The organism is Shewanella sp. SG41-3, assembly GCF_014164545.1.
GTDB classification, from domain to species: domain Bacteria; phylum Pseudomonadota; class Gammaproteobacteria; order Enterobacterales; family Shewanellaceae; genus Shewanella; species Shewanella vesiculosa.
Window position 1 is genome coordinate 386,729 of sequence record NZ_JACJFJ010000002.1, and the last position, 24,347, is coordinate 411,075.

The 24,347-nt window shown below is 43.2% G+C and carries 19 protein-coding genes; 10 read left to right on the forward strand and 9 right to left on the reverse strand.

The genetic code is table 11. The features are described 5' to 3' along the window. Window positions 1-58: 58 nt before the first annotated feature. Window positions 59-589: a cytochrome b/b6 domain-containing protein gene (locus H5164_RS04960; RefSeq protein ID WP_182741335.1), complete on the reverse strand. Its 531-nt coding sequence runs from the start codon at window positions 587-589 to the stop codon at window positions 59-61. A 3-nt stretch (window positions 590-592) separates the two neighbouring features. Then, window positions 593-1,114, reverse strand: a complete 522-nt coding sequence (hemG, locus tag H5164_RS04965; protein ID WP_124015550.1) for a menaquinone-dependent protoporphyrinogen IX dehydrogenase — start codon at window positions 1,112-1,114, stop codon at window positions 593-595. Window positions 1,115-1,420: 306 nt separating this feature from the next. Here hemG and H5164_RS04970 point away from each other — a divergent pair, with 306 nt between their 5' ends. Both H5164_RS04970 and H5164_RS04975 read left to right on the forward strand, forming a co-directional pair. Continuing rightward, complete coding sequence (locus H5164_RS04970) at window positions 1,421-2,635, forward strand: MFS transporter (RefSeq protein WP_182755053.1); 1,215 nt, start codon at window positions 1,421-1,423, stop codon at window positions 2,633-2,635. 67 nt (window positions 2,636-2,702) lie between these two features. Then, window positions 2,703-3,536, forward strand: coding sequence for a TIGR03899 family protein (locus tag H5164_RS04975; RefSeq protein ID WP_182755055.1), 834 nt, complete (start codon window positions 2,703-2,705; stop codon window positions 3,534-3,536). Here the strand turns inward: H5164_RS04975 and H5164_RS04980 are convergent. The 4 genes from H5164_RS04980 to H5164_RS04995 all read right to left on the reverse strand — a co-directional run bounded on the left by H5164_RS04980 (window position 3,526) and on the right by H5164_RS04995 (window position 6,845). After that, window positions 3,526-4,125 carry a hypothetical protein gene (locus H5164_RS04980; RefSeq protein WP_124015547.1) on the reverse strand — a complete coding sequence of 200 codons (600 nt, stop codon included), beginning with the start codon at window positions 4,123-4,125 and terminating at the stop codon, window positions 3,526-3,528. The genes H5164_RS04975 and H5164_RS04980 overlap by 11 nt on opposite strands. 220 nt (window positions 4,126-4,345) lie before the next feature. Continuing rightward, complete coding sequence (locus H5164_RS04985) at window positions 4,346-4,966, reverse strand: glutathione S-transferase family protein (RefSeq protein ID WP_124015546.1); 621 nt, start codon at window positions 4,964-4,966, stop codon at window positions 4,346-4,348. Window positions 4,967-5,095: 129 nt separating this feature from the next. Continuing rightward, window positions 5,096-5,773: a type 1 glutamine amidotransferase domain-containing protein gene (locus H5164_RS04990; protein ID WP_207891308.1), complete on the reverse strand. Its 678-nt coding sequence runs from the start codon at window positions 5,771-5,773 to the stop codon at window positions 5,096-5,098. 43 nt (window positions 5,774-5,816) lie between these two features. Next, on the reverse strand, window positions 5,817-6,845 hold the full coding sequence (locus H5164_RS04995; protein WP_182755057.1) for an NADP-dependent oxidoreductase: 1,029 nt from the start codon (window positions 6,843-6,845) through the stop codon (window positions 5,817-5,819). Window positions 6,846-7,057: 212 nt separating this feature from the next. On the opposite strand from H5164_RS04995, the gene H5164_RS05000 reads away from it, so the two are divergent. Beyond that, complete coding sequence (locus H5164_RS05000; RefSeq protein WP_124015543.1) at window positions 7,058-7,504, forward strand: MarR family winged helix-turn-helix transcriptional regulator; 447 nt, start codon at window positions 7,058-7,060, stop codon at window positions 7,502-7,504. 190 nt (window positions 7,505-7,694) lie between these two features. Here the strand turns inward: H5164_RS05000 and H5164_RS05005 are convergent, their stop codons facing one another. Further along, window positions 7,695-8,660: a GGDEF domain-containing protein gene (locus H5164_RS05005; protein WP_182755059.1), complete on the reverse strand. Its 966-nt coding sequence runs from the start codon at window positions 8,658-8,660 to the stop codon at window positions 7,695-7,697. 589 nt (window positions 8,661-9,249) lie between these two features. Here H5164_RS05005 and H5164_RS05010 point away from each other — a divergent pair. From H5164_RS05010 to H5164_RS05025, 4 genes are all read left to right on the forward strand, one after another. Further along, a complete protein-coding gene (locus tag H5164_RS05010; protein ID WP_182755061.1) occupies window positions 9,250-10,212 on the forward strand; it encodes a 2-dehydropantoate 2-reductase in 963 nt (320 codons plus the stop codon). A gap of 220 nt (window positions 10,213-10,432) precedes the next feature. Next, entirely contained in the window at window positions 10,433-13,747 is a 3,315-nt protein-coding gene (locus H5164_RS05015) for a winged helix-turn-helix domain-containing protein (RefSeq protein ID WP_182755063.1), read from the forward strand. Window positions 13,748-13,782: 35 nt separating this feature from the next. Continuing rightward, a complete protein-coding gene (locus tag H5164_RS05020) occupies window positions 13,783-14,160 on the forward strand; it encodes a DP-EP family protein (RefSeq protein WP_182755065.1) in 378 nt (125 codons plus the stop codon). A gap of 626 nt (window positions 14,161-14,786) precedes the next feature. Continuing rightward, window positions 14,787-15,920 (forward strand): sensor domain-containing diguanylate cyclase, encoded by a 1,134-nt coding sequence (locus H5164_RS05025; protein WP_182755067.1) that lies wholly within the window; start codon window positions 14,787-14,789, stop codon window positions 15,918-15,920. A gap of 19 nt (window positions 15,921-15,939) precedes the next feature. Here H5164_RS05025 and H5164_RS05030 read toward each other — a convergent pair whose 3' ends face one another. Both H5164_RS05030 and H5164_RS05035 read right to left on the reverse strand, forming a co-directional pair. Beyond that, window positions 15,940-17,097, reverse strand: a complete 1,158-nt coding sequence (locus H5164_RS05030; protein WP_220492648.1) for an alkane 1-monooxygenase — start codon at window positions 17,095-17,097, stop codon at window positions 15,940-15,942. Between the two features lie 10 nt (window positions 17,098-17,107). Continuing rightward, a complete protein-coding gene (locus H5164_RS05035; protein ID WP_182741343.1) occupies window positions 17,108-17,437 on the reverse strand; it encodes a 2Fe-2S iron-sulfur cluster-binding protein in 330 nt (109 codons plus the stop codon). Between the two features lie 156 nt (window positions 17,438-17,593). Between H5164_RS05035 and H5164_RS05040 the strand changes: the two genes are divergently transcribed. The 3 genes from H5164_RS05040 (at window position 17,594) to fdhF (ending at window position 24,219) form a co-directional block, all read left to right on the forward strand. After that, window positions 17,594-18,607: an AraC family transcriptional regulator gene (locus H5164_RS05040; protein ID WP_182697512.1), complete on the forward strand. Its 1,014-nt coding sequence runs from the start codon at window positions 17,594-17,596 to the stop codon at window positions 18,605-18,607. Window positions 18,608-18,794: 187 nt separating this feature from the next. After that, window positions 18,795-19,511 (forward strand): oxidative stress defense protein, encoded by a 717-nt coding sequence (locus tag H5164_RS05045; RefSeq protein ID WP_124015534.1) that lies wholly within the window; start codon window positions 18,795-18,797, stop codon window positions 19,509-19,511. Between the two features lie 493 nt (window positions 19,512-20,004). Then, complete coding sequence (gene fdhF, locus H5164_RS05050) at window positions 20,005-24,219, forward strand: formate dehydrogenase subunit alpha (protein ID WP_182755071.1); 4,215 nt, start codon at window positions 20,005-20,007, stop codon at window positions 24,217-24,219. Window positions 24,220-24,347 lie beyond the last annotated feature (128 nt).

A 24,347-nucleotide genomic window follows, 5' to 3' on the forward strand; every position in this document is an offset into this window, starting at 1 on the left:
AATTGATAGCCATTTTATTTACTCACTAAACTCACAATCTCAAACTCAGCCTGAAAACCTAATCAAAAAAGTCACGTAAATGCAGTAGTCCAAGTAATGCATGCAGCAGTAATACCGTCACAAAGCAGTCGGCAAACAAACTGTGGTAATAACGTAAACTCAGGGCGTACTCACCACCTTGGGTCAACCACCAGCCAACACCTGTCACAGACACCAACAACAATAATAATAAACCTATGCCAGCAATCACGCTCAATAAGCCTTTGCCACCAGAATGAGGCAACTGGCCTTGAGCCAAACCGCTTATGTCTTGCCAGCACTGACGCCATTCGCCAACAAGCCAAGGAAAAAACTGCCGCCATTGACCCTGACGACAAACATGAAAGCTCAGCGCAACCGCTAATAAAGCACAACACAGGCCGCCATAAACATGCCAGTGATTCCACCCGCTGCTATTAGGGGCTAAACGACGCCCGATTAATATCCAAGGACTAGTAGCAATAAGTAATACGCTTAATCCGCCGGTTATCACATGCAGTTTAGTCGCGATAGAATCGAATAATTGCGATAGCCTTGTCGCTCGCTTCATCCATTATTCCTTAATGATCTGCTGCGCGAATTGATCCACTTTTTGCCAATCAGTAAATTCTACCTTAGTGTTGGGGTCGGTAGGACCTTTGGTTAGCCACATTATAAAGCGAATAATATTTCGATCTAATGCGTTGTAACCTTGGTAATCTAAATTACCACCAAATACCTGCAGCAACTTAGGTTGCCATGCACTTTGACTTAAAAACTGTTGCATATAATTGTTGGTTTGCGGCGTATTTTTGTGGGGTTTACGCGCCACTAAACTCACTGAAAAAAAACCACTGGGTTTACTTTCTAATTCCGCTCGATGGGTTTCAATAAATTGGTACAACGCCGGACGATGTTTGCCATGACGAATACTGGCACCAATATACACTTTATCAAACAAGGCTAAATCGGGAGCGTCGTCCAAAGGGGCTACCGTCACCTGCTGATCTTGGCTTGCGAGTTGACGTTGTAAATACTCACATATTTGTTGAGTGTAACCATGCACACTAGAATGGATCAGTAAAATCTGACTCATGCTGACCTCTTATAGGAATCATTTAAAGTAATACAGTATCTTAGACCACCGATGACAGAATTTACATGAAACAGATCACGTCATCATGATAAGCAATTCACCTAATATGCACTGCCTCAATGCAATGTGAAGTACTTCGCAGAAAATCATCGACCAGAAAACCCCAAATAACCAAGCTTGTGTCAGATTTAACATGGCAAATGAATCATGGACTGATAACCCCAAACGGCAGGCAAAATACAGTTCACTTAGAAAACTATTTTATGTCACTATAGATGGATAAACTTAGGGATAAGAGTTTCAACCATGTCAGACACATCACTTACACATGCTGCCCCCATTTCGATCCAACGAACAAACCCACAACACCTCCTGCTGTGGATGACCTTTGTTATGTCGATGGTATTCGCAGTTTGGCAGGCATTACTCAATAATTTTGTGATTGAACGCGCCGCATTCACCGGCGCCGAAATTGGCTTATTGCAGAGCCTAAGAGAAATACCAGGATTTTTAGCCTTTACCGCAGTATTTGTATTACTGATGATCAAAGAACAAACCTTTGCCTTATCATCTTTGGCCTTGTTGTGTATTGGCGTGGGCATTACCGGCTGGTTTCCCGACGTGATTGGTCTGTATTTAACAACGGTATTGATGTCGATAGGTTTTCATTATTTTGAAACCATCAATCAATCGCTGACATTACAGTGGGTTGATAAAGCCGATGCACCGGGATTTATGGGAAAAGCGTTAGCATGGCGATCCGCTGCGGCGCTCGTCGGTTACGGATCAATTTGGCTGATCATGAGTTGGCTTAAACTTGACTATATCTGGATGTACAGCATCATTGGTGGTTGTGGCTTGCTCATGGTGTTTATGATGGCGGTATACTTTCCACGTTTTGCAATTGGCTCCATTCAGCACAAGCATCTAATCATGCGAAAACGCTACTGGCTGTATTATTTACTGACGTTTTTTTCTGGTGCACGCAGACAAATTTTTATGGTGTTCGCCGGCTTTATGATGGTTGAGAAATTTGGCTATTCGGTGTCTGAAATCACCGCCTTGTTTCTGATTAATTACCTAGTGAATTTATTGTTTGCCCCAAAGATTGGCCGCTTTATTGGTCGCATAGGGGAACGTAATGCGTTAATTATTGAATACCTTGGCTTAGTGCTTATTTTCAGCAGCTACGCTTATGTCAGCGATGCCAATATTGCTGCGGGTTTATATGTAATCGATCACCTGCTTTTCGCCATGGCAATTGCAATGAAAACCTATTTTCAAAAAATTGCCGATAAACAAGATATTGCCTCAACCATGTCGGTAAGCTTTACCATTAACCATATTGCCGCGGTGATTATTCCAGCGTTATTAGGTATATTGTGGTTAAGCTCGCCTAAAGCAGTATTCTTTATTGGTACTGGGTTTGCCCTATGCTCGCTCGCATTAGCATTCAATGTGCCGCGCCATCCGGTGCCGGGTAAAGAAGCCTTATGGTCTCCGTTGACTACAAAAACCTAAACGATTCAACATAAATGTCGTACCCCAAAATACCTGGCGCAAGCGCAAAGCACTGAGAGGATGAGTGATGACTGATATTGATGTAACTGAGATACAAGATGACAACACTCAAGTGTCTGCGCGCAAAAAAACCTTATTGCTCGGACGCATTATCGGTTTAGCCAGTGAAGACGATTATCGTCCGTCTACCGCATCCGTTGCGGAGCGGGCGAAATACCGTCAACGCAAACAACTTAGCCAACATCAAACTAATCTTGAGAGCATTTTTGCATTAGCACTTAACTATACGCCATCGGATGTGACTGGAGTGGAGTTAGATCCTGATTGGCGTTATCAATTTTTTAAGATGGCAGAACAGATCCATAATCGAAAAATGCAAGATTTATGGGCCAGAATTTTAGCCAGCGAAATCGTCAATCCAGGCAACTTTAGCCTTCGCACCTTGGCACTGTTAACACAGTTAACCTTTCGAGAAGCACAGATATTTGAAAAAGCCTTAGGCATGTCAGTTAAAATCAACACTGAGCCTAGGTTTAAATTACTTAGCAGTTATCGTATTAACGGCGGGATAAAACAATATTTTCGCAAGCACACTCAAACAAACTTTGGCCTGTCGCAATTTGGCTTACCTTATTCGAGTATTTTAACCCTAGTCGATGCGGGGATTTTGCATAAAAGCGAGTTTGAAACAGGGTTACTAAGCAGCAATGAAAACATTCAGTTAGCAATGTCTAATACTACCTTGACTCTAAAGCCTAAAGATCAGCACTTATTATTTACCTATTATCGCTTTACCAGTGTAGGTGATGAGTTGTGCCAATTAATTCAGGCCAAAAATGACAATGACTTTATCGATGCGGTTAAAGTTATGTTAGCTAAGGATTTTATCGTTAGTAGTTAATATTTTTATAAAGGTGTGCATACTTAGCTTTATGTTCGCTAAATAAAAATTGGCGCAATATTTCACGCGACTCACCTTCTGCACTAATCTTTGCCGCCATCACCCCATTTTCAGTCCTGACAGGTTCAAACAACATATCTAGATGAACACCATTAGGTAAAATCAATTGGGTTAAACGGGGCATTTTAGTGTTAAGTTCTTGCGGCACCTTAATGGTCATACCCGAGCTAGACAGAGATAACACTTCAACGTATTTCTCAGTGTCATGATCAATCACCTTGATATTTTTAACATCATCTAGTCGCCAACTGCGTTCTCCGCCTCGCATATCAATCACTTCTGGGATCCCCAATTCTGGAGAGAATTGTCCAAGATCATCTATTGTTAAGGTCAATGGAAACCATAAGCGATAGTAGCTTATTTCAGCGAGCAAAGTGAGTTTGGCATTTCCCAAAATATGCGCAAGCACTTGGGGTACTTCAGTTGCGACACTTAACGAATGTTTCGATAAAGCGTTGTCTGTGCAGTCATCTGCCGGTGAAAAAACATCACTGAAATAAGCAAGTTCCTCATTTGATAAAGTTGTCATAATCTAACCTTGTAGCACGCAATAAAACCCTTGTTATAGTAACACCTTAGTATGACAGCGAACAATCTTTAACCAAAAACCACTTATTTAGTATATAAAAGATTGGCTTGCCGATGGTAAAAGCATAATCAATAGTCTAGGGGTAACTGAATGAAAATAACCGCTGCAGCAATAAAAAAGACGAACTGAGTTCGTCTTTTAAATGGATACGCATTAATGATTAACGATCGTGTTCAGCTTCGATTTGCATCGCTTTTTTAAATGATGCATGGCTCATTAATTGCTGATAATACTTTGCAATATTTGGATATTTTTCAAACTCGCCATTTTGGCCAACAAGCTCCGCAATAAACGACATCATAATATCTGCGCCGCTAAGACTGTTGCCAACTAAATATGACTTACCTTGCAAACGGTCATTAAAGTAACTGATGACTTTTGCGGTTTCAGCATCGGCATATCCACCGATAAAGCGAGTTTCAGCCCCATCCATTTTAACAAAGATCTTCAATAATAATGGCAATGCAGCAGAACTTTCAGCAAAATGCATCCATTGTAAATAATCAATATAATCTGCAGAACCGGGTGTCGGCATCAGCTTATCTGCACCGTAGGTTTGAATTAAATACTCAGTAATCGCACCAGACTCAGCAATAGTGTAACCGCTGGCCTCTAATACTGGAGATTTACCTAAAGGATGAACTGCTTTTAACGACTCTGGCGCTAAAAATGTGCTTGCATCACGCTGATAAGCAACCAGCTCATAGTCCACGCCCAATTCTTCTAACAACCAAATTATACGTTTTGAGCGTGATTTATTTAAGTGATGTAATTTAATCATTAAGCCGTCCTTGTAATGTTGGTGATGAAAAGTAAACCTAATGAACAACTCACTGGGTTTACTTTTATCAATCTACTTATTTGTAATGTCGAGTTAAGGTTAAGTATAACAACTCAACCAAGCAGCTGATTAGCTTAATAACGCTAACATTTTTTCAGCCACTAACTCTGATGATGCAGGGTTTTGACCTGTGACTAACTTACCATCAACCACGGCATATGGGTGCCAATCATCACCCTTAGAGTAGGTTGCACCATTTTCCTGCAGCATGTCTTCAACTAAAAATGGCACTACGTTGGTTAACTGTACCGCTTCTTCTTCGCCATTAGTAAAACCGGTAACATTTTTACCGGCAACAAGTGGCGTTCCGTCTGGCTTTTTAGGGTATTTAAGCGCTGCAGGAGCGTGACATACCAAACCTAAAAGCTTTTCTGTTTTGTAGCATTGCTCAATTAACGCAATAGAATCTTTGTCGTTCGCTAAATCCCACAATGGACCATGGCCACCAGGATAAAATACTGCGTCATATTCTGCTACGTCAATTGATGCCAATGTATGAGTATTGGCTAACAATGCCTGAGCTTTTTCGTCAGTAGCGAAACGACGAGTTGAATCGGTTTGAAAATCTGCTTGATCACTTTTTGGGTCTAATGGTGGCTTGCCACCCTTAGGTGAAGTCAGTACCACTTCAACACCCTTATCTGTAAATGCGTAATAAGGCGCAGCGAGTTCTTCTAACCAAAAACCGGTTTTCTCACCTGTGTCGCCTAGTGTGTCGTGAGAGGTCAATACCATTAATACTTTCATTGTTATTCCTTAAATAGTGTAAATTTATTCGTAATCACTCAGATTACAGAGGATTGTTTACTTTAATGACAATCTTGCCGAAATTTTCGCCTTTTAGAAGCCCAATAAAGGCTGAGGCCATATTTTCAAGACCCTCGACAATTTGTTCACGATACTGAATCTTGCCTTGTGCCAACCATTGGCCCATATCTTGGGCAAATTCTGGGTAGCGATCGCCATAATCGTCAAAAATAATAAAACCTTGCATCTTAATGCGCTTAACCAGCAAAGTGCCCATTAATAATGACAAACGATCGGGACCATCAGGTAACGACGTCGCGTTATACTGAGAAATTAAGCCACAGACTGGCACCCTAGCACTGGTATTGAGTAACGGCATCACAGCATCAAATACTTTGCCGCCAACATTTTCAAAATACACATCTATGCCATCATGGCAATGTGTTGCCAATTGCTGTGCAAAGTCAGGCGCTTTATGGTCAATACACTCGTCAAAACCGAGTACTTCTTTGGCATGGCGACATTTTTCAGCGCCACCAGCAATACCTACAACGCGGCAACCTTTTAATTTAGCAATTTGACCAACTGTTGCACCAACAGGACCAGTGGCCGCCGCAACCACAACAGTTTCACCCGCTTTGGGTGCGCCAATGTCTAATAACCCCATGTACGCAGTAAAACCGGGCATCCCCATAATGCCTAGAGCATAAGAAGGATGAGTAGGATTGTCACCTAATGTCATTAAGCCTTCGCCGTTAGACACGAAGTAATCTTGCCAACCACCAAATGATAATACCCACTCACCCACTTTGTAATCAGGATGATTAGACACTTCCACTTGTGATACCCCGGCACCAACCATGACATCATCAATAGCAACCGGCTCGGCATATGATTTGGCATCATTCATACGGCCACGCATGTAAGGATCGAGTGATAAATACACCGCACGCAATAAGACTTCACCTTCGCCAGGCACTGGTTTGTTAACGGTTTCTAAACGGAAATTATGAGCAACTGGCTCACCTTGAGGGCGGCTGGCGAGAACAATTCGACGGTTTTGAGTGTTCATCTTGTATCCTTTAAATGACATAGGCACCATCAGATGGTGCACGAGAAGACAATATGACCTAAGTGATTAGCAAATGTTAAAAGCTATTCATACCTGTAATACATATCAGCTAAACACTGATACCATATACAACCAAGGTCGACTAATACGTTTCTTTTACTTAAATTGATCAGCCTAAATACCACCAACCATTTTGCGAGCTAAGCACTGATATGAATAAAAACAAACCCATGCTACTTGAGAATCAGTTCTGTTTTGCTGTCTATTCGACGTCATTGGCAATCGTGCAGCTCTATAAACCTTTACTTGACTCTATTGGGCTCACCTACACTCAATATTTAGTAATGCTAGTGCTTTGGGAGCAAGATGGTTTAAGTTTAAAAACTTTAGCCAGCAAACTCGGGCAACAATCGGGTGCATTAACTCCAGTCATCAAACGCCTTGAAACCGACGGACTGCTTAAGCGTATTCGCGAGCCTAAAGACGAGCGAGTGCTATGCATGCAATTAACCGAAAAAGGTTATCTTCTCCAACCTCGGGCCCAGCAGATCCACGAATGTATTGTTGAGCAATGCGGTATCGACCTTGCTGAACTGAGCGATCTAAAACAACGGCTGGATCAATTTAGACTAAAACTGTCTAAGCATATTGAGTTCTAACTGACTTAAGCACTCAAATTGACAGTAAATGTGCGTTGCTTGAGACATATGATAATCACGATAACTAATTGTGTGCAACTTAAATTAACAATTTTTAAGATCTATTGTTGATTGCGTGATGCCGCCGCATTGGCTGATGCGATTAAATCGGCTTAGCCATCATACTGAAATGATCAATAATCACATGCAATTAGGCTACATTAACACTATTACGGCCGATATTTTTTGACGAATATAACGCTTTATCTGCACGCTTAAACATATCGATAAAAGTATTGTCTTGTGAGTCTAAGGTTGAAATACCTATGCTGATGGTAATACAAGGCGCTTGCTGTTGATCGTATTGTTGCTGAGCTTTTCGTAAACGCTCAGCCAGTTCATAAGCAGAATCAATATCAGTATTGGGTAATATAATGGCAAATTCTTCACCGCCAATTCGAGCCAATATATCCGACTCACGCGCATGTTCATTGCATATATCAGCCACCCGCTTAATCACCTCGTCGCCCACTAAGTGGCCGAAGGTATCATTAACATTCTTAAAAAAATCAATGTCGATAATCATAAATGACAGCGATTCACCATAGCGCATTGCCCGAGCAAACTCATGGTCACAGAATGCATTAAACGAACGACGATTATAAAGCCCTGTTAATGGATCGCTATTGGCGAGATGTTCCAGTTTGGCACGTAGATTATATTCTTCGGTGATAACGGTAGAAATGCCAATTAACCCCATGAGCTGACCTTTTTTATCATATAGAGGCTGCTTAACTTCATGGTAAACATTGGTCTCGTTTTCACCCTCTATGACAAAATCACCAGATACTTTACGCTGAAGTGTTAACACCTTATGGTCATTATGTTGCAAAACATCCACCACTTCAGGAGGCAAATAATCACTGTCTGACGTCCCTTTTAATTGTTCAAGGCTAACGCCAAAATAATCTAAAGTGAGTTGGTTACAATATACATAGCGGCAATCGGTATCTTTGACATAAATATAAGCGCCAACGTGATCGAGGATTTGCTCATAAGAATTGATAAGGTGTTTTTGTGTTTTTTCTTGTCGATACTCTTTCAAATTAGCAAACAGCAATAAAGCGATCAAAGCCAATAAGATAAAAACTAATAACGCGAGAGTATCAATCGACATGAGCATTCCTTAGCTACAATCAACATCCGTATGAATTCATTATTGACGCCTTGAAGTGGAAGAACCTTCTACAGGTTTATAGTGAAGAGTACTGTATAAACACAATTGGCTATTATGCGAACACTAACGCTAAAAATCAAATAGATTATGCCCTTGTTAAATAACTAATTGATTTTTAATTATTAAAAAAATAAAGCTGCGGCATTGTGGCTATTTGAACCATCATTGTGCCGCAACAAGTTAGCACTAGCGTTTATATATAACCCCGGCCTACATCACAAAAGGCAGATTAATTCCTTGGGCAGCATGGGCATGGCTGACAACCTTGCGGCCTAATAAATGGGCCGTATCATAACCTCTTTAAATTCATCATCGTCCATTTGCTTTTAATGTCGGCGGCATCTGCGTGAATTGACACGGCGATAACACTAAATCTCAGCGCTGCAAGGTGATTATGGTTCATTGTAGTTCTGTTATTATTTTTAAATTTCTACACGGCTAAAAATGCTGATATGTTACAAGTCATCACAGCCTCGGGGGTTGGATTGAAAGCTTAGCTTACTAATAATAAAAAAAGAGACATAATCCAATGAGAATTGCAATTTATGGCGCGGGTTCTACTGGCTGCTATTTAGCCGGCCAGCTGTGTTTGTCTGGTTTTGATGTTAGCCTCATTTGCAGGCCGACGATGAAAAAAAACATTATCGCCAATAACGGTATTACCTTAAGTGACTACCAAGGCTTTTTACAAACCGTCATGCCACCAGCCATGATCACTGATATAGATCAGGCGCCAATTGACTTACCATTTGATGTAATTTTCGTCACCTTAAAGTGCCACCAGGTTAGCAGTATCGCCAAGTCATTAATCGCGATAACGCACAGCGACAGCAGTATTATTTTTATGCAAAATGGCCTCGGCAGCTTCGACAGCATTAACCAGTCTCTAAGTCACTGCAATCTGCTCCAGGGCATCACCCCCTTTAATGTGTTACAACAGCCCAATAGCCGTTTTCATAAAGGTACCGAAGGCGTGTTTACCTTACAGACAAACCATCACACACAGGCAATTCAGGCAGCAATGATTAAACAGGGTTTTGGCTGCGACTTGCATCAAAATATGCTGCCAATAATTTATGGCAAGCTATTGTTGAACCTTAACAATGCATTAAATGCTCTTAGCGACTTACCCATCAAACAGCAACTCAGCCATTATGCTAGCCGTCGGCAACTGGCTCGTGCAATGACAGAATGGTTAAACGTCTGCGAAGCGGCAGACATCGAGCTGCATCAATACACTAAGGTTAAACCTCAATGGTTACCGCTAATATTATCGCTACCCAATATGTTATTTACATTATTAGCTAAACAGATGCTCGATATCGATCCCAAAGCTCGTTCTTCTATGTGGCAAGACATCAAGGCGAAACGACAAACCGAAGTCGATTTTATTAATGGTGCTGTAGTTAAAATTGGCAAAAAATATGGCGTAAAAACACCGGTGAATCAATCGATAGTAGAACAAATAAAGCAGTTAGAACAAAGGGATTAACTCAATACATAGGTGATATAGTTGTCGAGGTAACGATTGTTTTGCGGTACAATTTAATAACAAAAATACAACTGACGTAATCGCACAATATAATAAAATGTGCACAAATAAAGACGAACTCTGATAGGCCTTTTGACTGAGCTTAGCTCTGGATGAAAGTGATCATGGAGTGACTTATATTTGGCCAACATTAACGTGATTAACGCATTGGAAATCAAACATGAGCAACAGCACTTTCTTTTTTGGTGATTGGCAAATTAATCCGCAAAGTAACAGTGTTCAATCGGGTGACACAATCCGCACCCTTGAACCTAAAGCCATGGATGTATTACGCCTGCTATGCCAACACCAAGGAGAGGTACTCACCCCAGACGATATTATTCGTCAATGTTGGGGTGACATTGCCATTGGCGATAATCCACTGCATAAAGTGATGACCCAACTGCGTAAAGCATTAGGCGATCAAGCATCTAATCCGCAGTATATAGAAACCATTCGTAAACGGGGTTATCGCACCATCGCCAGTGTTGAATTTCCTGTTGGTCACCATGCTAAAGTCAGCCCCGCACAATGGCAAGGCGCCTCGCCTTTTCCGGGCTTACGTGCATTTGAAACCAACGACTCCAGCGTATTTTTTGGCCGAAGTGAGCAAGTTAACACCTTATTAAATCGCATCACTAAACAAGTTGAATTCGGCCGTGCCTTCTGCTTAATCCTCGGCCCCAGCGGTACAGGTAAATCATCGCTCATTAATGCCGGTATCATGCCTAATTTGATGTCCAAAAATGGCTTTAACGGGGTTGGCGTCATTGATAATGCCAACCTAGATTTAGCCGATGTCACTAAAGACCGTTTAATTATCGATATCGCCAGTGCCATGCTCGACTGGGAAATCAATGACCAAGCGGTGTTTACCGATTGCAGTGCCGAAATGCTGGCAAACAAATTGCAAAACAACATCAATGCCGTTATTGAATATTGTCAGCTAGCTTTAGCTAATCATTCATCCATCAATGATGACAATCCCCCAACATACAGTCGGCCCCATTTTTCATTGTTTATCGACCGTTTAGAAATCTTATTAGCGTCGCCATTATTTACCGAATCCGAACGCAACAATGCATTAGATATCCTCGAAACCCTTGCGGTTTCAGGAGTAATATTAATTATCAGTGCTTGCCGCAATGACTTTTATCCTCAGGTAGTAAGTCACCCAAGCCTAATGGCAGGCAAAGCCAATGGCTCACATTTCGATTTATCCGCGCCAACTCGAGCAGAGCTGATGCAAATGATCCGCTTGCCGGCCAATGCAGCTAACCTTACCTGGACACTCGATCCCGATACCGCAATGCCGCTGGACGAAATACTTTGCAGTGACGCCGCCTCAAACCCTGATGCTTTGCCCATGTTGCAATACACCTTGCAATCACTGTATTTGAACAAAGATGATGACAACCAATTATTGGTGTCGGTTTACCATTCGCTTGGGGGGATTGAAGGCGCCATCGGTAAAAATGCTGAAGAAGTGCTAGGCCAATTAAGTAACAGCGAACGCGCTGCACTGCCGAAAATACTGTCGATGTTAGTCACCCTCACCGAAGACGAAAAATCAATCACCAGCAACACTGCCCGCTGGAGCGATCTCAGTAGTGATGCCGAGATAAACCTCGTCAAAGCCATGGTTGATAACCGCTTGTTTGTCTCGCATCTGCAACACGATCAAGCCTGCTTTAGTATTGCCCACGAAGCGCTATTAAGGCGCTGGCCCCGTGCGACAAAATGGATAACCGAACACAGCGACAGTTTAGCCATTAAAAGCCGTTTACAGCATCAATCTAACCGCTGGTTGGCCGAGTCAAAGAGTAATGCTTATTTACTGGCAGAAGGCAAACCATTAGTAGAAGCAAGCACATTGCTCGATAACCAATTGTTTAGTTTAGAGCCTCAAGAACTGGCACTCATTCAAGCCTCAACCAAACAAGCCAATATCGGCCGCTGGCGCCGCCGCGCAGTTATGCTAGCCCTTGTGGCACTGACACTCATTTCGGTCGCCATGAGTATTCGTAGCATTGAGGCCGAAACCCAGGCACAACAAAAACGCCTTGCAGCAGAAAACTTACTCGGTTTTATGGTCGGTGAGTTCGCCGACAAAATGCGCGGCATTGGCCGCATGGACTTGCTCGATGGGATCAGTAACAAAGCACTGGAATATTTCAGCGATTTTTCGGCCGACGATGCCAGCTATTTAAGCTTTGAAGCGCGCTTTCAACACAGCCAAACCTTAGAGGCCATGGGCGAAGTGGCTTATTCTCGCGGCAATATCGACGAGGCCCACAGCGCCTTAATCGCCGCCCGTGAGCGCATGCTGCCGTTACTCGAAATGCAACCGCAACACCTCAGTTTACTCAAAACCTTAGGTGCCAATGCTTTTTGGCTCGGCCAGCTTGAATACGATCAAAATGATTGGACAGCGGCACAGCCTTGGTTCGAACAGTATTTAACATACAGCCAAACCATGTATCAATATGCACCAGACGATAACGATGCGCTAATGGAATTGTCCTATGCGCAAAATTCTCTTGGCTCCATATACATGAAGCAGCAAAACTTTACCGATGCCCGTGAGGCATTTGAGCAATCATTACAACTTAAACTACAACTGTGGGATAAAGACCAAACCAATAGCCAGCTGATAGCTGATATTGCAGATACTCGCTCATGGCTTGCCAGTGCAGCGGTTTCGCAAGGAGATGTTGTTGCCGCAATAAAAATACATCAACAAATTCAAATAGAGCTTGCCAACACTGTACTAGAAAAACAACCTTATTTACTTGAGCGATCATCAAGCAGTTATGCTCTGCTGGCTAAATTATTAAATTACCAAGGTCAACGCCAACAAGCTTTTGAGAAGGCACAGCTTAGCTTAGCGGGGATTACCAACGCCCTTAAACAAGACCCCAAAAATGATATTTGGAAGACCCAACAATATTCCGCTTACCTTGATATGTTGGCATTTAGCCCTGATCCAATTGAACAGGCCACTGAATATAGTATTGAATCGTTAGCAATTATACTTGATACAGATATGACCCTAGTCACATCAACTAAGAAAAATGACCTATGGGCTAAATATCAGCTGGCGGCGGCAAATTATTTAGCCTCTCAAGGGCGGTTGTCAGAAAGCCTTGTTCATACGCGCCAGGCCATAATCTTTTTTAGCCAATTAATCACCGAATTCACTCAAAACACAACTTATCCGGCAGGGTTAGCTCAGAGTAATATGTTAGCGGCTTCATTACAGACATCCTTAGGAGAGTCACAGCAAGTTAACTCACTGTGTCAGCAATCAAAAGCGCTACTCGCCTCTATTGTCGATAACAACAGCTCCCCTCAGTATACCATTCCTTATGCTCAAGCCCTCGACTGCCTTGGTGAACTTGATCAGCAGCTTGACTTGCTACAACTATTACAACAATCGAACATAGCCGATTATAGGTTTAATCCTAAAATAAAAACCCTAAACCCTAAACCCTAAACCCTAAGCCCTAAACAAAAAGTATGGAGAATATGATGTCAAATACCCAAGGCCAAGCAACATTTTTTAACCTCACCGTTACCCTAGGCGAAAAAGAAGAGCCAGTATTGACCTACACAAACCTTGACGGCTCACCTGTGTGTGGCAATGTGGTCATTAACCAATACAGCACCATCTCTTACCAGCTAATTGATAAAACCGGTAAAGGACTAAAATTTGTTGGTGCGGCTTTTACTACCCCATTTGACGGCATCATCGATGCGATTACCATCAGCAGTGATGGCACATTGATTCAATTAACCGATTTAGATGAAACTCCCGGTGACACAAAGTTTCAGTTTGTGCTGTCTAACAGCACTAATACCTTATTGTTACTTAGTCCTGATCCACAAATTGTTAATCGCCCAGACTAAATATTAAATACATCTAATATTAAAGCTCAGGGCTATCCCTGAGCTTTAATATTGTTCAGCCTGATAAACTAACCAATAGCATAACGATTGCTAAAATGGCTGGTATTTATCCAGTTGCGATATCAACAGTGGCCGCATAATGAAAGGTAATAAATGACTTTTCACTTTATGATCTGAGTTGTTGTGTTCGATATGTTATCCAGTAATAAACCCCTACTTGGGCTTTCCTTTTACCCGTTCACTGGGCACAAAAAACCATTATTGTCCAATAGCGCAGCGAGCAAACTGCTGCTAAATAACGCTCTAAACACTAGCCAATGACGGCCCAATATCTGTCACAATCACAAGCAAATATTGCCGTACAACAGGCTATTCCCGATAAGAATATTATCGATTCCAGGGAGGAAAAACCTAAAACTCAGCAATAAAATTAAGTCGCATCTCAGGTACATGCAACATAAGCCACTCAATCACAACACATTGACAAAATAAAATGTGAATTTAATGCAATATAAATCAATAAGTTAAAATCAGAAGATTACCGAAAGGTTAAAAGCTCCCATTCCTAATAGAGTGTTTGACATCAACAAGGGGTTACCAACACCAAACGCTTGAGGAAATGCACCATGTTTACCAATGATAAATTAACTGAACTCAATGACACGATTTCTCGTGTGACTAAATTAACAGACTCATTGTCTAAATATCCTAACGCGGTAAAAATACCACTGCGTGTTGAAGCTGAAACCCTAGCCGACTCGTCATCGACGGCGGTGATGTTTGATGCCACTTTTGATGCCACTTCAGCAAACCAGAATGGCAAAATGGCTGTAGTAGATAACTTACAAATTCGCACCTTACTCAATGTGATTAACGCGATTTCAGAAGCGATATTTGTGATTAACTCCGTTGGCGTTATTGAGATGATTAACCCGTTAGGCGCTAAATTATTCGGTGCCCCAGCCGAAATGTTAATTGGTCAAACCTGGACCGATTATCTACAAAGTCCTTTTAAAGATGAGTATCAATCTTTATTTGACCTGTGGAACAACGCGAGCGATCAAAGCAATAAAGTGACTCAGTTTAACCATGGGCCTAAAGAAATTATCATTAACCGCGCCGACAGCACCTTGCTCGAAGCCGATTTATCATTGTCATGTTTACCGTCAATACAAATAGGCTCGGAGCCATTATTTATTGGCATTATGCATAACCTGACTTCGCATAAAGCCGAATACAATAAACTGCGCCACTTAGCGCATACCGACAAATTAACCGGTCTTGCCAATCGACATGCTTTTGATGATGCCCTGCAAACCAACTGGAACGACAGCATTAATCACGACCAACCGCTGTGTTTAATCATTATCGATGTCGATTATTTTAAAATATTTAACGATCAGTTTGGCCATGTTAACGGTGATAAATGTTTGCAAAAAATTGCCCAAGTACTGGCAGACGTGCTCCCCTCTAACAATGCCATGGCTGCCCGTTATGGTGGCGAAGAATTTGTGGTTATTTTACCTAACAGCAACCCGTTAACAGCAGAATATATAGCTAAAAACATTCAACGCCGTATTAACCAGTTAACCTTTACCGACATAGGGTTACCTGCACAAACTAAAATCAGTGTTAGCCAAGGCATCGCCTGTGAACGCAGTGGCCAATACCGCACGCCAACCGCACTGGTTTGCGCCGCAGACACAGCACTTTACCGCGCTAAATCAACCGGCCGTAACCGCATCAATATGAGTAGCTAACGCTAACTGAATAGTAAGGTTAAGCACAAGCTTGGTAAGCAGCAATACCACTGTTTGCATTAGCTTGCTGAGCAAGTTGATACTCAATAGGCGTGGCAAAGTGCCCATCCCAATGCTGTAATTTAGGCAACATGAGCCGATGCCATAATGGCGGAATAAGCGTAATAACAAAGGTACTAAGATAGCCACCAATCATTTGCGGTGCCTGTGGATATGGCAATAATTGATGATAAGGCAATTGCCCTTGAGCATGATGATGCGAATGGCGGGTTAAATTAAACATCGCCCACGAACTCACTCGTTTATTTGTATTCCAAGAATGGTGCGCCTGTACTGGCGAATTAACGGCTCGCACTAAGCCATAATGCTCCATATAATTAACTATCTCTAAGGTCGCTTTAGCCCATAACCCCATTAGCACAAAAAAGCTTAACCCCTGCCAACCCGCCAGCCAGAACACCCACAGCATAATGACTAAGCTCATGGCATAGCCTCTTAACGCTTTATTATGCCAACTCCATACAGCAAGCTGCTTACGCAACAGCCTTTGGCGTTCAATATGCCATGCACTTATGTTGCCTTTAATGGTCGATATAACAATGTGCGCATAGACATTACGACCACGAGGCGCAGTGGCGGGATCGTCCAAGGTACTAACATATTTGTGATGCCCATACACATGCTCAATGGCAAAGTTAGCATCAAAGCTAAATGCCAATAACCAGCGACCAATCAATAATGACACCGGCTGCCAAGTTCGATGAGTTAATTCGTGCCCAGTAATGGTGGCCATTACCCCAACCACTAAGCCCAAATAAATCACCATCACCCCACACTGAACCACGCTGGTATTTTCACGCGCGAGTAACACATCATAACCACTAAGACTGCTGACCCAAGCCCCATATTGACCAATATCTTGACTGGCAAATTGCCAGCAGCACACAAATACCAACATCACGGTTAAGGGCAACGCCAGCCATAACTGCCACGTCAGTAAAGCTGTAAAGCGATAGCTTGGCGCTTGTACATCATCACCAAATATCATATCGCCGCCTAAGTACACCGCTACCCAAATGGCAAAACCCATACTAATGTACGACTCACCTAAAGTAATACTGGCAATGGCGATCAGCGCCATAAGGTGAAGCGACATAAACTTAAGGTACTTAAACATTAACATCTCCTCACTCTTGCGGTTCATCAGCCAACTGACGCTGAAGCAGATTAACCTTAATATTGACAGCAGATATTGGCATGCTTTGACACGCCAAAATCATTCCTTGAGCGATTGCTTTGGCTGACAGCACATAAGCACTGTCGGTTAATTGTTTAACCTCACCGGACACTAACTGGCACCGACAAGCGCCACAACTGCCAACCTGGCAATGATGGGGAAAGGCAATATTGGCTGCCAGTGCCGAAGTTAAAATAGTGTGTTTTACGCTGGCTTGTTCAACCACAAGGTTGTCATTAATGGTTAAGGTCACAGCTTTGGCAGTAAACATCGACAACATATGCAGTCCTTTAAAGGTTAAAGGTTTACTTTACGCCAGCAGACAAGCTAGCAAAGAGGGGGAGATGGACATAAAGGGGTCATTAATAGACAAGTACGGATAAATCCGTTACAACTGATAAATAGGATTGCTATAAAAGCCATTGATAAGGATGCTATGCAGCCACTGCCGATTTTTTACTTAAACCAAGTTTACCAACAGCTGCGCCAGTGGGACTGTAATGTTAATATCTGGCTAGCTCATAATGGTATGACACTTGAGCAATTACAAGACCCGCACTATCAAGTAAGTTTTGATGATTATCAACGCCTAATCGCCTCTGCCATTCACCTTTCGGCCAGACCAGACTTAGGTTTACATGTGGGTAATCGTATCGGTATTAACACTCATGGCATGATGGGATTTGCCATGCTTAACAGCAGCACTCTCAAACAAGCCATTGAGACATTAAAGCAGTTTATTAACACCCGTACGCCGCTGGTTAAGATAAGCATCCACGAAACGACCAAGGCTTTGGTTGTTACCCTTGAAGCAGTTCAACCACTGGGCATGATACAGCAACCCTATATGGATGCTCTTTTAGTGACCCTGACTAAGTTATTACAACAACTCACGCCGCAATCGTCGCCATTATGCCAGGTGAATATCAGTTTTGCGCCACCCAGTTATTGGCAGCAGTACGCAGAATTATTTAAGGCTCCGGTTCATTTTAATCAAGCTAAGACCCAGCTAATGTTAACCCTAGCATCAATGACACAACCTCTTGATATGGCTGACCCCAGCTCATTTATGCAAGCTAAACAATGGTGTATTAACGAACTTAAGCAGCTTAACGGTCAACAAAGTTTGAGCGACAAGCTATACCAGTATTTACTGCAAAGCCCGGTGCCATTGCCAAGCTTAAGCGACACTGCAGCGCATTTTCACATGACACCTCGCACGGTACATCGCCATTTAGCCCAACAGCAAAGTAGCTATAAAAGTATTGTGGCGTCGGTCAATCATCAGATTGCCAAGCACTACTTGTCACAATCTCAAGGCAGTATTAAACAACTTTCCTATCAATTAGGCTATGTGGATGTGGCTAATTTTCGACGAGCATTTAAGCGCTGGCAAGGTACCACGCCAAGCGAGTACCGCCTGCAGCAAAAAGCACACCCTGCAATATGAATGTTAAGATGATAAAGTCTGGGTTGCTCATATGACTTGAGCAGCTTAAAACCTATGCTGATATCTTTTAATGTAAATAATGATCAATAAAAAAACCCTTTTTTAATTTGGCTACGTTTACACTCTTAACAGACCCATTTAAACCTGTATTTTCACAGCATTAAGCTAACCATTAGCGGAGTCATCAATGAATAAAACTTTACTTACCAGCATTATCTCTGGCGCATTATTTACCTTAACCGCCAGCAGCAGTTTATCCACGGTGCAAGCGGCCGAGCTTAGTTTCGCAAATATTGAAACCGTGGGAACCAGCACCATAGAAGCGTCTGCAGACATGGCTATCATCAATGTTGAAGTATTAGTCGAAGCCGATAGCGCTAAAGCGGCTAAAGATCAAGCCGACCAAGCGGTCAGCCAATTTATGCAGCGTTTACTCAAAGCGGGTGTTGATAAAAAACACATTCAAAGTGCTAATTTGCAACTCAATCCACAATACATGTATGTGCAAAATGAACCCCGTAAACTAACCGGCTATAGCGCAAGTCGCCAAATGACAGTCACAGTAGTGGATCTGAACAGCTTAAATGAATTACTCGACAGCGCTTTAGTAGAAGGCATTAATAACATCAGTAATATACAGCTAAAATCCAGCAAAGAAGCCGATATTATTGAGCAAGCACGCCAAGCTGCCATTGTGGATGCCAAGCAAAAAGCGCAATCGTTAGCTAAAGGCTTTGGTGAAGAAATTGACGGAGTATGGCAGGTGAGATACTTTCCGCAACAATCAAATCAACCAGAAATGTACCGCGCCAGTATGAAAGTAAGTTCAGATGTCGCGCAAACTTATCAGCAGGGCCAAGTGACAATTAGCGACAGAGTCGAAGTGGTATTTAAACTGAAATAACCACTGTAATAGCCACAAATACAACGGCAACAAATACTGCAGCAACAACAAACAGGCTCAACGGCATCCGTTGAGCCTGTTTCAATTTAGCGCCAGCGAAACCAGTAACGCATCCAACTGTTTAACATACAGAACAGCAATATAAAAACCTCACCAAACTCGTCATCTCAACAAGTTAAAAAATACTCCAAGCAATTGTTTAATAGCAATTAAATTTATGGATTTCATTTATCTTCATTAAAAATGATCTAGGTCACAATTGAGTATCGCCCAGCAAATTAAACTGGCTACATTGTATATGGCTATTGTAAATGGCTGTTAATACGACTAGGGAGGCGAGAAAAAGTTATCAAGATGGACCTGCATGACTGACAGCTCTCCCCTCTATAGACACAGTCGATCTGCGCTTTGGTCGCTCAATAAAGCCCTCATCGTCGTATTCTCAATGGCAGCAAAACCTAGCCAGTGACTCAACCAATTAGAAGGTATTGCAATGATAGATATCACTATCGACGGCATATCGTTATCGCTGCCTCAGGCAGATAACTTATTAAAAGCTGCCACTGACGCCGGTATTAATATCCCCAGCTTGTGTGATTTTTCCCACAATCAAGCCAAACAGCACTGTAACTTATGCCAAGTACACATAAAAAATAATGATGGCAGTTTACGATGTGTTCGCGCATGTGAAACGCCGCTTGAAGCGGGTTTAGAGGTGATAACTCGGTCGAGCGCTTTAAGCAAAATCCGTCAAGATGCACTTAAGCATATTCTCAGCGACCATTTTGCCGATTGTGAAGCCCCTTGCCAAACTGCCTGTCCTGCGGGCGTTGACGTGCAGTCTTATCTGTATCATATCGGCAGAGGTGAGCATAAAGAAGCGGTCAAAGTCATCAAAAAAACCTTACCTATGCCACTGTCAATTGGCCGTGTCTGCCCTGCTTTTTGTGAAGCCCAGTGTCGCCGAGGGCTTGTTGATGAACCCGTGGCGATTCGCCAATTAAAACGTCATGCCGCAGATTTAGATTTACATGATCTAGAGTCTTATGTACCACCAAGAGCACCGGCAACCAATAAGCGTATTGCCATTATCGGCAGTGGCCCTGCGGGGCTAACTGCCGGTTATTATCTGTCTAATAATGGTCACGATGTCACTATTATGGAATCAGCAGCCAAAGCGGGCGGCTGGTTACGTTACGGCATCCCAGAGTACCGCTTACCCAAAGACATTCTGGATAAAGAAATTGAACTACTCACTCGCAACGGACTTAAGATACAAACTGGCGTAGAACTCGGTCGTGACATCAATCTACACGATTTAGTCGCCAATTATGATGCTGTTTGCCTCGCCATTGGCGCACAAAAAGCGGTGCCAATGAATTACCCTGGCAGCGATTTAGCAGGCTGCTATTTGGGTGTCGACTATTTACGCGATTATTGCACCAACAAGACATTGATCACTGGCAAAAAAGTCGCCGTTATTGGTGGGGGTAACACCGCAATTGATTGTGCCCGAACCGCTGTGCGCGATGGTGCTGATGTGACCTTAATCTATCGCCGTAGCCGCGATGAAATGCCCGCTGAACCCTATGAAATACATGAAGCCGAAGTCGAAGGGGTTAAGTTTCACTTTCTTACCAATCCAATTGAAAACCACAGTGATGACCAAGGCCGAGTCAAGTCTGTGACGTTTGCTAAAATGGCGCTCGGTGAGCCCGATGCATCAGGGCGACGCTCGCCTAAAGCCACCGGTGAAACCTTTGAAGAAGCTTTTGATACCGTTATTGCGGCGGTATCTCAACAGGTGGATTTAGACTTTTTAGAGCAACCAGAAAACCAAATCGACACCGGTCACCTTGCCCTCACCCGCTGGCATACTTTTCTTGGTTGTGAGCAAACCATGTCTGCAGGAGTGGAGAAACTGTTTGTTATTGGTGATTCTCGCACCGGCCCAGGAACCGCCGTGGGTGCGGTGGCCGATGGCCGAAAAGCCGCTGAAGCAATTGAAGGATTGCTCACTGAGGGGTTAACCTGTCATTTACAGCCTCAAGATTTTAACTCCACAAAAACCGATAACACGGCGTCATTGTCTGCTGACTTATACCCGGGCACCGTTAAACGTTCGCGACTAAAAATGCCTGAGCTAACGCAATTAAATCGCGCACTGAACTTTGGCGAAGTTGAGCTAGGCTTTATTGCCGATGAGGCAATAAAAGAAGCTATGCGCTGTTTAGAATGTGCTTGCCAAGCTAATACCGCTTGTCAGTTACGTGACTATGCAACCGAATATAAAGTCGATGGCAAAACTCTAGACCAAACCCAGGCGCGTAAATTTAAAGTCGATAACAGTGCACCTTTTATTACTTTTGATGCCAATCGTTGCATCAGTTGCGGAGCCTGTATTGACGCCTGCCATCAGCAAAGTGGTCATAATGTTATCGCTTTTGAAGCCAATAGCTATCAAGCACTTCCTGACGCTACAACCGCAGGCATTAGCCGCAACGCCCCTCGTGTTGGCTTTACTGCGTCGATGAATGACAGCGATTGTGTGCAATGTGGTAACTGCGTACAAGTCTGCCCCACAGGTGCTTTGGTTGATGCCCGCGATAAAACCCAAGGCAGCGATAGAGCGTTAACCAAAACCTCAACCGTGTGTACATATTGTGGCGTCGGTTGCCGGGTTGAACTGCATGTCGACCCGGCCAAAAATCATGTAATGCGAGTATCTGGTGACATTCAATCAGTGGTCAATGAAGGCATGCTATGTGTTAAAGGGCGCTCTGGTTTTGACTTTTTAAACAGCCCTAAACGCCTTACCACACCATTAATTCGCAAAAATGGTCAGCTGCAACCGGCCACTTGGAGCGAGGCTATTAGTTATATAGCACAGCAACTGCAACCGATTAAAGATGCTGCAGGGCCAAGCAAGTTTGCCGCATTATCTTCGGCTAAATGCACCAATGAAGAAAACTATTTAATGCAGAAATTGACCCGCAGTATCATGGGTACCAACAATATAGATCATTGCGCGAGACTGTGTCATTCATCATCAGTTGCCGGCTTATCCGATACCCTTGGTGGCGGGGCCATGACCAATGATATTCCCAGTATTAAAGACTCAGATGTGATTTTTATCATCGGCTCGGATACCACCAGCGCCCACCCTATTATCGCCTCACATATTAAACGAGCCGTCAATCAACACGGCGCGCGCTTAATTGTGGCCGACCCAAAGAGAACCACTATCGCAGACAGCGCCCATTTATATGTCTCACATAAACCGGGCACAGATGTGATGTTACTCAATGCCATCATGCAGCAAATTATCATCAATAACTGGCAAGACATGCACTACATCAATAGCCGTATTGAAGACTATCAATTGCTTAAGCAAGAAGTGATGAAGCCCGATTATAACTTAACCAATGCGGCGTTAATTACTGGTGTAAGGGCAAAAGATATTGCCACTATGGCAAAAATGATCGGCACCGCAAACAAAACGGCCTTGTATTACGCCATGGGCATCACCCAGCATACCTCGGGTTATGACAACGTGGTGTCTACCTCTAACTTACAACTACTGTGTGGCAATATCGGCGTCAATGGCGGCGGGCTAAATCCGTTGCGCGGCCAAAGTAACGTTCAAGGTGCTTGTGATATGGGCGCCTTACCCAATTATTATCCCGGCTATCAAAAAATTAATGACCCGATTCATCAAGCTAAGTTTGCTAAAGCTTGGGGCAATACTTCGCTTAATCCAAACATAGGATTAGCAGCGACAGAAATCATGCAAGCTATTGTCAAAGGCAAAATCGATGCACTGTATGTTTTAGGTGAAAATCCAGTGCTAAGCGATCCGGATCAAGCCCATGTGATCGCCGCACTATCCAAAATTAAATTTATGCTGGTGCAAGACATCTTTTTAACCGAAACCGCCCAAATGGCTCATGTGGTATTACCCGCAACCGCCTTTGCCGAAAAAGATGGCCATTTCACCAATACCGAACGTCGGGTACAACAATTACGGGTGGCGTTAACTCCACCAGGAGATGCGCTGGTAGACTGGAAAATAATCCAAATGATTGCCAATAGCCTTGATGCAGACTGGCATTACCACAGCACCAAAGATATTTGGCAAGAAATTAACCAGGTTACCCCGCAATACCAAGGGTTAACCTGGCAACGCCTTGAACACAAGGTAGATGGTTTACAGTGGCCGTGCCTTGATGAAAACCATCCTGGCACACCGATTTTACACACAGAGACATTTTTACGCGGCAAAGGCAGAATGATCCCGGTGAGTTATCGTCTCCCTGCCGAAATGCCCGATAGCGAGTATCCATTAACCCTGTCAACAGGCCGTTTGTTGGAACAGTTCCATACTGGCACCATGACGCGCAAAACCCCGGAACTGGATATTAAAGGTGCGCCCAGAGTGATGATATCGGTTTTTGATGCCGAGCAATTGGGTGTCAATAACGGTGATATGCTAACACTGAGCACTCGCCGAGGAGAAATAGAGATAGCCGCCTTTGTCACTAAGCGGGCTCAGGTTGGAGTATTATTTTTACCGTTTCACTTTGCCGAAGCGGCAGCCAATAAACTGACCATCAATGCATTAGATCCGATTGCTAAAATCCCTGAGTATAAGGTGTGTGCGGTTAAAGCAGAAAAGTCACTACGGCCAAGTACGACGAGCTTGGCCTAACCGCTAGTGTCTTAGTGAATTAAAGCGCAGAACGCTTAAAAGCGAAGCCTAGATCGCTGCGACGAAGTCACGCTCTAGCAGTGACGAAGTCACGCCCTAGCAGTGACGAAATCACGCCCTAGCAGCGA